Raw genomic sequence first — 12,520 nt, forward strand, 5'->3', positions numbered from 1 at the left:
AGGCGGTATCCTGTGGCGCTAATGGAGGCTTTTTCATGAAAATCTACAAAGTCGGTGGCGCCGTGCGCGACCGCCTGCTGGGCATCAAGGTCACCGATATCGATCGCGTCGTCGTCGGCGCGACCACCGACGAGATGCTTGCCAAAGGCTACAAACCGGTGGGCGCGGACTTCCCGGTATTCCTGGACCCAAAAAACGGCGACGAATACGCCCTCGCCCGCACGGAACGCAAAAGTGGTCGTGGGTATGGCGGGTTTGTGTTTCACGCCAGCCCTGAAGTCACCCTGGAAGAAGACCTGATCCGTCGCGACCTGACCATCAACGCGATGGCCGAAGACGACGACGGCAACCTGACCGATCCATATCACGGCCAACGCGATCTTGAAGCGCGCATTTTGCGTCACGTTTCCCCGGCGTTCGCCGAAGATCCTTTGCGCGTACTTCGCGTTGCGCGGTTTGCCGCACGTTACGCCCACCTGGGTTTCACGGTCGCTCCCGAGACCCTGGAGCTGATGCGCCAACTCAGCGAATCCGGTGAACTGGAGGCCCTGACCCCGGAGCGCAGCTGGAAAGAAATCTCCAGGGCACTGATGGAAGATCAGCCCCAAGTGTTTATCCAGGTACTGCGTGACTGCGATGCGCTGAAAACCTTGATGCCGGAAGTCGACGCACTGTTCGGCGTACCACAGCCCGAAGCCCATCACCCCGAAATCGACACCGGCGTGCACACCTTGAGCGTGTTGGAGCAGGCCGCCCTGCATCAGCAGCCGCTGACCGTGCGCTGGGCCTGCTTGCTGCACGACCTGGGCAAGGGCCTGACGCCTGTGGATAAGTTACCGCAGCATATCGCTCATGAGCATCGAGGCCTGGAACTGATCAAGGCCGTCAATGAGCGCTTCAAAGTACCGAGGGATTGCCAGGAATTGGCGTTGCTGGTGGGCCAATATCACACCCATGGCCACCGCGCGCTGGAGCTGAAAGCGTCAACGCTGCTGGAGTTACTGCAGAGTTTTGACGTCTACCGCAGGCCACAGCGTTTTGAAGAGTTTGTAGTCGCCTGCGAAATGGATGCCCGGGGCCGCAAGGGGCTGGAGCAAAGAAGTTATCCACAAGCGGATTACTTGCGCGGTGCGGCGAAGGCAGCGCGCGAAGTTGCCGTTGCGCCACTGCTTGAGAAAGGTTTCAAAGGCCCGGAGTTGGGCGAGGCACTCAAGCGCGAACGGCTCAAGACACTCAAAGCCTACAAGGAACAACACAAACCCTTGTAGGAGCCTTGCTCGCGAAGAACGTCAACGATAACGCAACGCTCTCGGTTTTTTCGCGAGCACGCTCGCGCCTACAAGAGCGCGTCCGGGGTGAGTTGCTGGCCCTGCCATTCAAACCCGACAGGCGCCAGCACCTGGTCGATCTGAGCATCACGCCAGAGTGCAGCCATCGTCTTGCCCGTTTCAGGATGCACACGATCGGGCGCCATCAACGACAGCGGCCACAGCACGAAGGCGTTTTTCAGGATTTCTGCCCGTGGCAGGATCAAGCCATCAAAGTTGCCCACCAAGTCGCCGTACAGCAGCACGTCGATATCCAGCGGTAGCCCTTTGCGGTCTGGCGCATAACGACCGTTGTCGGCCTCGATGAATTTAAGCCGGCGATCCAGCTCCATCAACGGCAGGTCGGTATAGGCCGACACCACGAGATTGAAGAACGGTCCGCTCTTGATGCCCACGGGCTGGCTTTCGAACACAGCCGAACAGCGCACATCCGTCAAGAAGCTCGCCAGCGCGTCAAGACCCGCGCGCAGGTGGGCTTCGCGCTCAATATTGCTGCCAAGGCCGAGATAAACCTGAGTTAGCGACATCCGCGCTCGATCTCCACGCCCACGCCCTTTGCGGCCGGTACGGCACCCGGTTTGGTCAACTTGAGGTGCAGCCAGGGAATCTGGAATTCACTCATCAGCACTTCGGCCAGCCGCTCGGCGAACGTCTCCACCAACTGGTACTGAGACTGCTCGGCAAAGGCCTGGATGCGGGCAGATACGCTGGCGTAATCCAAAGCCAGGGTCAGGTCGTCACCGGCAGCAGCTGGGCGATTGTCCCACGCGAAGCTCAGGTCCAGGCGCAAGCATTGACGGATCCCGCGCTCCCAGTCGTAGGCCCCAATCACGGTGTCGACTTCCAGGCCTTCGATAAACACTCTGTCCAAGCTCTTCTCCGCAGCACGACAAGGGCGCAATGCCCCGTTAGAATCAGGGCGTCCTCGCCCGGAATAGTTAGCATGTTTTGGTCACTGGCGATTTTCGCCTACCTGCTTGGCTCGCTGTCCTTCGCCATTTTGCTCAGCCGCCTGACGGGAAATCCCGACCCGCGAATGAGTGGTTCAGGTAATGCCGGCGCTACCAACATGTTGCGCCTGGCCGGCAAGAAACTCGCCGTACTCACCCTGCTGGGCGACGTCTGCAAAGGCCTGTTACCCGTACTGATCGCCAGCCTGGCCGGCCTTACCCTGCAACAGCAGGCCTGGATCGGCGTGTGCGCCGTCCTCGGCCACCTGTTCCCGTTGTACTTCCGCTTTCGCGGTGGCAAAGGTGTCGCCACGGCGGCCGGCATGCTGCTGGGGATTTACCCACCGGCGGCGCTGCTGGCCGTGCTCGCCTGGCTGCTGACGTTCTACTTGACCCGCACCAGCTCGTTGGCCGCACTGATCGCCACCCCGCTCACCCTGCCCTTGCTGGCCTGGCAGGAACCGGCTGCATTGCTGCCGATGAGTGTGTTGACACTGTTGATTGTCTGGCGTCACCGCGGCAATTTACGCGACCTGTTTGCCGGGCGCGAACGGCATTTTTAAAATCGCCCGATAAGCCCGGCTCACATCGCGCCATTACAACGGCGACAACTGCTCCATCGGCCAGCGCGCCTGCACGCTGATCGCCAGGCTTTCATGCTGCCCGGCCTGCAGGCGCTGGCAACCGGCATAGGCGATCATCGCGCCATTGTCGGTGCAGAACTCAGGGCGCGCGTAGAACACATCACCCTTCATGTCTCCAAGCATTTTTTCCAGCGAGGTGCGCAAGGCCTTGTTGGCGCTGACGCCCCCTGCAATCACCAGGCGCTTCATGCCGGCCTGTTTCAGGGCGCGCTTGCACTTGATGGTCAAAGTCTCCACCACGGCCTGCTGGAATGCCAGCGCGATGTCGCAACGGGCTTGCTCACTGTCGTCCCCGGCGCTGACGCTTTGCTGCCAGGTATTGAGCGCGGAGGTTTTCAAGCCGCTGAAGCTGAACATCAGGCCCGGCCGATCGCACATTGGGCGCGGGAAGGTATAACGACCCTGGATGCCTTTTTCTGCAAGACGGGCGATTTCCGGACCACCGGGATAATTGAGCCCCATCATCTTCGCGGTCTTGTCGAAGGCTTCGCCGGCGGCGTCGTCCAGGGACTCGCCCAACAGCGTGTATTGACCGATGCCGTCGACCTGAACCAGCTGCGTATGGCCGCCCGAAACCAACAAAGCGACGAACGGGAACTGCGGCGGTGTTTTTTCCAGCATCGGCGCCAATAAATGGCCTTCCATATGATGCACACCCAGGGCAGGAATCCCCCAGGCAAAAGCCAGCGCCTGGGCGCAAGAGGCCCCAACCAGAAGGGCTCCAACCAATCCAGGGCCGGCGGTATAGGCAATGGCATCGATCTCGGTGGGCACGCAACCGGCTTCATCCAGCACCTGGCGAATCAACGGCAGCATGCGCTTGACGTGATCACGGCTGGCAAGCTCGGGCACCACGCCGCCATAGGCGCGGTGCAGGTCGATCTGACTGAACAGCGCATCGGCCAAAAGCCCGCGTTCACTGTCGTAAAGTGCGACACCGGTTTCGTCGCAGGAGGTTTCAAGTCCCAGTACTAGCATGGGTTTGCGCCTTGTAGAGGCTGAATTCGAAGGCGCGCATAATAGTCGCCACTCCCCCTCCCGACTAGCGGTTTTCGATCAGAGGCTTTGCATTCCGGGCAATGAGGGGTTAACATCCGCAACCCTTAAAAACCGACGACCTCAGCCGCGAATTTTTTGCGACGAGAACGTTGATTCCCGGTAATGAAAGAAGGTAGCTCTGGATGCCAGCCGTCAAAGTAAAAGAGAACGAACCCTTCGACGTAGCTCTGCGTCGTTTCAAGCGCTCCTGCGAAAAAGCCGGTGTTCTGGCTGAAGTTCGTAGCCGCGAATTTTATGAGAAGCCAACTTCTGAGCGTAAGCGCAAGGCAGCAGCCGCTGTTAAGCGTCACGCCAAGAAAGTTCAGCGCGAACAGCGCCGCGCCGTTCGTCTGTACTAATACACAGACGTTCGTAGCAAGCTTCTGCCAAGCCCGGCCCTCAGCCGGGCTGTTGGCATTTGCGGATATCGCTTGATGCTTCATCGTCGACGCCGCCCATGCGACAGAGACACCGCTTCACACGTCAGGACTGGCTTTTCTGCCAGCGGTGCACGTCTCTTCTGACGAGCCTAACAAGGCTACTGACGAGCACACTTATTTTCAGGCAGGCGATCAACAGGTCGACTGTGCCCAACGATGAGCTTCCGAGGCCCTCTATTGGCCAAGACCGGATGCCAGGGCAGCCTTTACACGCCGGACACTGATTGAAATTAACGTCAGTGAACGTTCGGCAGATACACTTCCATACAGCCCAAGCAGACGATTGATGGTCGAGCCACTCGATACGTACGCCTGAGCACTTCACGGGCCCTCAATTACACGCAGTGATGACGAGAACGCCATGGCCGGGCTGATTCCCCAGAGCTTTATTGACGACCTTCTGAACCGCACCGACATCGTCGATGTTGTCAGCTCGCGCCTGCAAATGAAGAAGGCAGGCAAGAACTACACCGCCTGCTGCCCGTTCCACAAGGAAAAGACCCCTTCGTTCAGCGTCAGCCCCGACAAGCAGTTCTATTACTGCTTCGGTTGCGGCGCGGGCGGCAATGCCCTCGGCTTTATCATGGACCACGACAACCTGGACTTCCCCCAGGCCGTCGAGGAACTGGCCAAAGCCGCCGGCATGGAAATCCCTCGCGAAGAAAGTGGCCGACCGCACAAACCGCGGCAACCCACTGACTCGCCGCTATACCCACTGCTGACCGCCGCTGCGGACTTTTATCGCCAGGCGCTCAAGAGCCATCCGCAGCGCAAGGCCGCCGTCGATTACCTCAAGGGCCGTGGCCTTACCGGTGAAATCGCCCGCGACTTCGGTCTCGGCTTCGCCCCGCCGGGCTGGGACAACCTGTACAAACATTTGAGCAGCGACACCCTGCAGCAAAAAGCCATGATCGACGCCGGCCTGCTGGTGGAAAACGCCGAGACCGGCAAGCGCTACGACCGTTTCCGCGACCGCGTGATGTTTCCGATCCGCGATAGCCGCGGCCGGATCATCGCCTTCGGTGGTCGCGTGCTCGGCGACGACAAGCCCAAGTACCTGAACTCCCCGGAAACCCCGGTGTTCCACAAGGGACAGGAACTCTACGGCCTGTTCGAGGCGCGCAAGAACAATCGCAACCTCGATGAAATCATCGTGGTTGAAGGCTATATGGATGTGATCGCCCTGGCCCAGCAAGGTTTGCGCAACGCCGTGGCCACCCTCGGCACAGCCACCAGCGAAGAGCACATGAAACGCCTGTTTCGCGTAGTGCCCAGCGTTTTGTTCTGCTTCGACGGCGACCAGGCTGGTCGCAATGCCGCCTGGCGCGCCCTCGAAGCCACGCTGTCGAGCCTGCAGGATGGTCGCCGCGCACGCTTTCTGTTCCTGCCCGAAGGCGAAGACCCGGACACCCTGGTCCGCTCCGAAGGCACCGACGCCTTTCGCGCACGCATCAATCAACACGCGCAGCCGCTGGCGGATTATTTCTTCCAGCAACTGACTGAAGAAGCCGACCCGCGCTCTCTCGAAGGCAAGGCCCACATGGCCACCCTTGCGGCGCCACTGATCGACAAGGTTCCAGGCGCCAACCTGCGCACCCTGATGCGTCAACGCCTGCTGGAAATCACCGGCTTGAGCGGCGAAGCGGTCAGCCAGCTGGTGCACAGCGCACCACAGGACGCACCGCCCGCCCACGACCCTGGCATGGACTACGACGCCATGCCGGACTATTCCGACTTCCACCAACCGCAGGAGGCGTATGCGCCCCAGCAGGAGTGGACGCCGAAGAAACCCGGCGCCGGCGGCAAAAAATGGGACAAGAAACCGTGGAGCAAGAACGGCAAGCGCGGTGATCGCGACGAGCCCTATGCCCCCCGTACACCGGTAGCCGTGGAAGCCCCGACGCTCATTGCATTGCGCACGTTGATTCATCACCCGCAATTAGCGGGCAAGGTCGAAAGCGCCGAGCATTTTGCCAACGAAAGCAATACCTACGCCCAGGTGCTGATTGCCCTGATCGAGGCAGTGCAGAAAAATCCTAAGCTAAACTCTATTCAGCTGATGGCTCGTTGGCATGGCACCGAACAAGGTCGCTTGCTCAAGGCACTCGCGGAAAAGGAGTGGCTAATTGACGGCGACAACCTTGAACAACAGTTTTTAGACACCATTACTAGGTTATCCGAGGGCCAGCACACGCAGACCCTCGATGAACTCATCAAGAGAGCAAGGCAGCCGGGATTGTCGGCTGAAGAGCAAATTCAGATAGCAAAACAGATGCGCGACCTCTTAAAACAGAATGTTTCCGCATCAAACCCGACCTCAGCTGGCGTGTGAGGTCATAGCTCGGGTATAATCCTCGGCTTGTTTTTTGCCCGCCAAGACCTTCAGTGGATAGGGTGTTATGTCCGGAAAAGCGCAACAGCAGTCTCGTATCAAAGAGTTGATCACCCTTGGTCGTGAGCAGAAGTATCTGACTTACGCAGAGGTCAACGATCACCTGCCTGAGGATATTTCAGATCCAGAGCAGGTGGAAGACATCATCCGCATGATTAATGACATGGGGATCCCCGTACACGAGAGTGCTCCGGATGCGGACGCCCTTATGTTGGCCGACGCCGATACCGACGAGGCAGCCGCTGAAGAAGCCGCTGCCGCGTTGGCCGCGGTGGAGACCGACATCGGTCGCACGACTGACCCTGTGCGCATGTATATGCGTGAAATGGGTACCGTCGAGTTGCTGACACGCGAAGGCGAAATCGAAATCGCCAAGCGTATTGAAGAGGGTATCCGTGAAGTGATGGGCGCAATCGCGCACTTCCCTGGCACGGTTGACCACATTCTCTCCGAGTACACTCGCGTCACCACCGAAGGTGGCCGCCTGTCCGACGTCCTGAGCGGTTATATCGACCCGGACGACGGTATTGCGCCGCCTGCTGCCGAAGTGCCGCCGCCTGTCGACCCGAAAGCCGTGAAAGCGGACGACGATGCCGAAGACGACGATGCTGAAGCCAGCAGCGATGACGAAGATGAAGTCGAAAGCGGTCCAGACCCGATTATCGCTGCCCAGCGTTTCGGTGCGGTTTCCGATCAAATGGAAATCACCCGCAAGGCCCTGAAAAAGCACGGTCGCGCCAACAAGCTGGCGATTGCCGAGCTGGTAGCGCTGGCCGAGCTGTTCATGCCGATCAAGCTGGTACCGAAGCAATTCGAAGGCTTGGTTGAGCGTGTTCGCAGTGCCCTTGAGCGTCTGCGTGCACAAGAGCGTGCGATCATGCAGCTCTGTGTTCGTGATGCGCGCATGCCGCGTGCCGACTTCCTGCGCCAGTTCCCGGGCAACGAAGTTGACGAAAGCTGGACCGATGCACTGGCCAAGGGCAAGGCGAAATACGCCGAAGCCATTGGTCGCCTGCAGCCAGACATCATCCGTTGCCAGCAGAAGCTGACCGCGCTTGAGACCGAAACCGGTCTGACGATTGCCGAGATCAAGGACATCAACCGTCGCATGTCGATCGGTGAGGCCAAGGCCCGCCGCGCGAAGAAAGAGATGGTCGAAGCGAACTTGCGTCTGGTGATCTCCATCGCCAAGAAGTACACCAACCGTGGCCTGCAATTCCTCGATCTGATCCAGGAAGGCAACATCGGCTTGATGAAGGCTGTGGACAAGTTCGAATACCGTCGCGGCTACAAGTTCTCGACTTATGCCACCTGGTGGATCCGTCAGGCGATCACTCGCTCGATCGCCGACCAGGCCCGCACCATCCGTATTCCGGTGCACATGATCGAGACGATCAACAAGCTCAACCGTATTTCCCGGCAGATGTTGCAGGAAATGGGTCGCGAACCGACTCCGGAAGAGCTGGGCGAACGCATGGAAATGCCTGAGGATAAAATCCGCAAGGTATTGAAGATCGCTAAAGAGCCGATCTCCATGGAAACCCCGATCGGTGATGACGAAGACTCCCACTTGGGTGACTTCATCGAAGACTCGACCATGCAGTCGCCAATCGATGTCGCCACCGTTGAGAGCCTTAAAGAAGCGACTCGCGACGTACTCTCCGGCCTCACTGCCCGTGAAGCCAAGGTACTGCGCATGCGTTTTGGCATCGACATGAATACCGACCACACCCTTGAGGAAGTCGGTAAGCAGTTTGACGTGACCCGTGAGCGGATCCGCCAGATCGAAGCCAAGGCGCTGCGCAAGTTGCGCCACCCGACGCGAAGCGAGCATCTACGCTCCTTCCTCGACGAGTGATCCCAGAACCCCCGGCCCAGGCCGGGGGTTTTGCTGTGTGCCGATAAAATTCCCCGCACCTCCCCTCTCCCCCCGCAATGCCCGTCTACACTCGAAACATTCCCCGTGCCATAACGAGACCGTTATGCCCAGATTGCCGACCGTGATACTGCTGTCGCTGCTGACCTGGACCGCAACGGCTGGCGCGTTGACTCTCACTGATGATGAGCGTGGCTGGTTGGCGGACCATCAGGAGCTGCGCCTGGGGGTGGACGCGTCGTGGCCGCCCTTTGAGTACCGTGATGAAAACGGCCGCTACCAAGGCTTGGCGGCAGACTATGTGCGGTTGATCCAGGACCGCCTCGGCGTCAGGATCAAACTGATCGAGCCGGAGAACTGGAGCGCCGTGCTGGAGCTAGCCAGGCAAAACAAGCTCGATCTGCTGCCCGGCATCATGTCCACCCCGGAACGCCAGAGTTTTATGGCGTTCACACGCCCTTACCTGGACTTTCCCATTGTCATCCTCGCCCATGAAGGCGGTGCACACCCACGCAACCTGAAGGAGCTCTATGGCCTGAAGATCGCCGTGGTGGAAAACTACGCCCCCCATGAGCTACTGCGTACCCACCACCCTGACCTCAATCTGGTGGCTCTGCCCAACGTGAGTTCGACGCTGCAGGCGTTGGCCACTGATGAAGTAGACGCCGTGGTCGGCGATCTGGCTTCCAGCGTCTGGAGCCTGCGCCAGCTCAAGCTCGACGGTTTGTACGTCAGCGGCGAGACACCCTACCGCTACCAACTGGCGATGGGCGTACCTCGGGATGACAAAATGCTGGTGAGCATCTTGGACAAGGTTCTCGCCGACCTCAGCCCAGATGAAACTCAAGCGATTCAGCAACACTGGGTCGGCAGCCTCACCGATCACCGCACCTTCTGGTCAGACCTGCTGACCTACGGCCTGCCGGCGGTACTGCTATTGAGCACGGTGCTGGCCATCGTGATTCGCATCAACCGCCGCCTCAGCTCAGAGATCTCTCGCCGTGTCGCCCTCGAGCAGGAGCTGCGCAGCAGCGAATACCACTATCGCGGCCTGGTCGAAAGCCTGTCCGCCATAGCCTGGGAAGCCAGCGTCAGCGATTTCACCTACAGCTACGTGTCGCCGCATGCCGAAGAGTTACTCGGCTATCCTCGCGCCCATTGGCTGATTCCCGGCTTCTGGCGCAACATCATTCATCCTGCCGACCTGACACGTACCGAAGCGTATTGCTTGCGCGAAACCCGCGCCAACCGTGATCACAGTGTTGATTACCGAGTGATCACGGCCGATGGCCGCTGCTTGTGGGTCCGCGATATTGTCAGCCTGATCGAACATGGCCATGAACCGGTGCTGCGTGGCTTGATGATCGACATCAGCGACGCCAAGCGCACCGAAGAGGCGCTGCAGTTGTCAGAGCAAAAGTTTGCCTCGGTGTTCCAGCAGTGCCCGGATATTCTGGTGATCGCACGGATGTCCGATGGCTGCCTGCTGGAGGTCAATAAAGCATTCGAGGACCAGGTTGGCCTGAAGGCCAAGGACGTGATTGGTAAAACCGCCACCGAGCTGAATATCTGGGGCATCCCCGGTACCGGCCCGGATCTGTTGCAACAGGTGCAGACCACCAGCATCCGCAACCTGGAAATGCCTTTTCTGCGCAGCAATGGCCAAGCGTTTACCGGCCTGATTTCGGCCGAACCCTTCCAACTCGACACTATCGAAGCGCTGGTGGTCGTGGTGCGTGATATCACCCAACTCAAGGAAACCCAGCAACAGCTGCAAACCTCCGAAGAAAAATTCGCCAAGGCCTTCCATGCCTCCCCCGATGGTTTACTGCTGAGCCGTCAAAGCGATGGCCTGCTGATCGAGGTCAACGAGGGGTTCAGCCGCATTACCGGCTTTACCAGCGCGACGTCCCTGGACCAGTCGACCCTGGACCTGGGCATCTGGGTCGACCTCAACGAACGCAAACACATGATCGAGCTGATGCAGCGCGACGGGTTTGTCCGCGACTTCATCTGTCACATCCGCCGCAACGACGGGCAGACTCGGCTTTGTGAAGTGTCCAGCCGCCCGCTGCCCATTGGCGGTGATGACTGCATGTTGACCATCGCTCGGGACATCACCGAACGCCAACAGATGCAGGAAAAACTGCAACAGGCCGCGACGGTTTTCGAAAGCACCGCCGAAGGCGTATTGATCACCGACACCCGGCAGAACATCAGCGCCGTCAACCGCGCCTTCAGCGAAATCACCGGCTACAGCGAAGCCGAGGCCCTCGGCCACACGCCGCGCCTGCTCGCCTCGGGCCTGCACGACAGCGCCTTTTATGCCGCCATGTGGCACCAGTTGACTGCGCATGGGCACTGGCAAGGCGAAATTTCCAACCGTCGCAAGAACGGTGAGGTGTATCCCAGTTGGCTGACCATCAGCGCCGTGCGCAACCGCGACCAGTTGATCACGCATTTTGTCGCCGTGTTCGCCGACATCTCCAGCCTCAAGCACGCCCAGGCCCGCCTCGACTATCAGGCACACCACGACCCCCTGACCGGCCTGCCCAACCGCACGTTGTTTGAAAGTCGGTTACAGGCCGCCATCAACTGCCAGCAGGAAACCGGCAGCCAGGGCGCGGTGCTGTTCCTCGACCTGGACCGCTTCAAACATATCAACGACAGCCTCGGTCACCCCATCGGCGACCTGCTGCTCAAGGACATCGCCGTACGTCTCAAGGAGCAGTTGCGCGACATCGACACCGTCGCACGCCTGGGGGGTGACGAATTCATCATCCTGCTGCCCGGCCTGCAACAAGCCAGCGATGCACAACACTTGGCCAACAAACTGCTGGACTGCTTCACCCCGCCGTTCCAGGCCGGTGAACACGAGTTCTTTATCAGCGCCAGTATTGGCACCAGCCTCTACCCCCAGGACGGCACCGACGTGGCCACCTTGGTCAAAAACGCCGACGCCGCGATGTACCGCTCCAAGGCCAAGGGCCGTAACCGGGTCGAAAGCTACACCCGCGACCTCACGGCCCAGGCCAATGAACGCGTAGCGCTGGAGCACGAACTGCGGCGCGCCATCGAACGCGATGAATTGAGCCTGTATTACCAACCAAAACTGAGCCTGCTCACGCAGGAACTGATCGGGGCCGAGGCACTGATCCGCTGGCACCACCCGACATTCGGCGATGTAGCGCCGGAACACTTTATCGCCCTGGCCGAAGAAAACGGCATGATCCTGCAGATTGGTGACTGGGTGCTGGAACAGGCGTGTCGACAAATGCACGCCTGGCAAACCGCCTTCGATGGCTTCGGCCCCCTGTCGGTCAACCTCGCCGGCGCCCAACTGCGTCACCCCAACCTGCTGTCACGTATCGAACAATTGCTGCGCGAGTACCACCTGGAACCTGGCTGCCTGCAACTGGAGATCACCGAGAACTTCATCATGAGCCAGGCCGAAGAAGCCCTCGATGTGCTGCATCAGCTCAAGCGCCTGGGCGTACAACTGGCGATTGATGACTTCGGCACCGGCTATTCGTCCCTCAGCTACCTCAAGCGCCTGCCCCTGGACTTCCTGAAGATCGACCAATCCTTCGTCCGCGGCCTGCCCGACGACCCTCACGACGCCGCCATCGTGCGCGCCATCATCGCCCTCGGCCACAGCATGCAATTCACCATCATCGCCGAGGGCGTGGAAAATTCGGCGCAGCAAGCCTTCCTTGCCGCAGAGGGTTGTGAACAGATGCAAGGCTACATCGTCAGCCTGCCTCTCCCCCCGGAGCTGTTCGCCGCGACCTTTCTTCGTATGAGCGTTGAGGATTTTTCGGATAGCACAGCGGAGAAACCATCGCTATAATC

The 12,520-nt window shown here is 59.7% G+C and carries 9 protein-coding genes; 6 read left to right on the plus strand and 3 right to left on the minus strand.

The window, feature by feature from the left end; all coding sequences use genetic code 11:
- Positions 1-35: 35 nt before the first annotated feature.
- Positions 36-1,268 (plus strand): multifunctional CCA addition/repair protein, encoded by a 1,233-nt coding sequence (locus AB7933_RS30560; protein ID WP_024077725.1) that lies wholly within the window; start codon positions 36-38, stop codon positions 1,266-1,268.
- 68 nt (positions 1,269-1,336) lie between these two features.
- Here AB7933_RS30560 and folK read toward each other — a convergent pair whose 3' ends face one another.
- Positions 1,337-1,855, minus strand: a complete 519-nt coding sequence (gene folK / locus AB7933_RS30565) for a 2-amino-4-hydroxy-6-hydroxymethyldihydropteridine diphosphokinase (protein ID WP_024077726.1) — start codon at positions 1,853-1,855, stop codon at positions 1,337-1,339.
- Positions 1,846-2,199, minus strand: coding sequence for a dihydroneopterin aldolase (gene folB, locus AB7933_RS30570; RefSeq protein ID WP_015886183.1), 354 nt, complete (start codon positions 2,197-2,199; stop codon positions 1,846-1,848). The genes folK and folB overlap by 10 nt, the downstream gene beginning before the upstream one ends.
- Before the next feature lie 72 nt (positions 2,200-2,271).
- Between folB and plsY the strand changes: the two genes are divergently transcribed.
- Positions 2,272-2,841 carry a glycerol-3-phosphate 1-O-acyltransferase PlsY gene (gene plsY, locus AB7933_RS30575; RefSeq protein WP_024077727.1) on the plus strand — a complete coding sequence of 190 codons (570 nt, stop codon included), beginning with the start codon at positions 2,272-2,274 and terminating at the stop codon, positions 2,839-2,841.
- 33 nt (positions 2,842-2,874) lie between these two features.
- Here plsY and tsaD read toward each other — a convergent pair whose 3' ends face one another.
- Positions 2,875-3,900, minus strand: a complete 1,026-nt coding sequence (gene tsaD, locus AB7933_RS30580) for a tRNA (adenosine(37)-N6)-threonylcarbamoyltransferase complex transferase subunit TsaD (protein ID WP_024077728.1) — start codon at positions 3,898-3,900, stop codon at positions 2,875-2,877.
- A 203-nt stretch (positions 3,901-4,103) separates the two neighbouring features.
- Here tsaD and rpsU point away from each other — a divergent pair, with 203 nt between their 5' ends.
- The 4 genes from rpsU to AB7933_RS30600 all read left to right on the plus strand — a co-directional run bounded on the left by rpsU (position 4,104) and on the right by AB7933_RS30600 (position 12,518).
- Positions 4,104-4,319, plus strand: coding sequence for a 30S ribosomal protein S21 (rpsU, locus tag AB7933_RS30585; protein WP_002551877.1), 216 nt, complete (start codon positions 4,104-4,106; stop codon positions 4,317-4,319).
- Positions 4,320-4,761: 442 nt separating this feature from the next.
- Complete coding sequence (gene dnaG, locus AB7933_RS30590) at positions 4,762-6,732, plus strand: DNA primase (protein ID WP_024077729.1); 1,971 nt, start codon at positions 4,762-4,764, stop codon at positions 6,730-6,732.
- 67 nt (positions 6,733-6,799) lie between these two features.
- Positions 6,800-8,650: an RNA polymerase sigma factor RpoD gene (rpoD, locus tag AB7933_RS30595; protein WP_024077730.1), complete on the plus strand. Its 1,851-nt coding sequence runs from the start codon at positions 6,800-6,802 to the stop codon at positions 8,648-8,650.
- Positions 8,651-8,774: 124 nt separating this feature from the next.
- The gene (locus AB7933_RS30600; RefSeq protein WP_024077731.1) at positions 8,775-12,518 is read left to right on the plus strand and encodes an EAL domain-containing protein; all 3,744 of its coding nucleotides are present in this window, start codon (positions 8,775-8,777) and stop codon (positions 12,516-12,518) included.
- Positions 12,519-12,520: the final 2 nt, after the last annotated feature.

Origin of the sequence: Pseudomonas gorinensis, from assembly GCF_042015035.1 — a bacterium.
In the GTDB taxonomy this organism is placed as follows: Bacteria; Pseudomonadota; Gammaproteobacteria; order Pseudomonadales; family Pseudomonadaceae; genus Aquipseudomonas; species Aquipseudomonas gorinensis.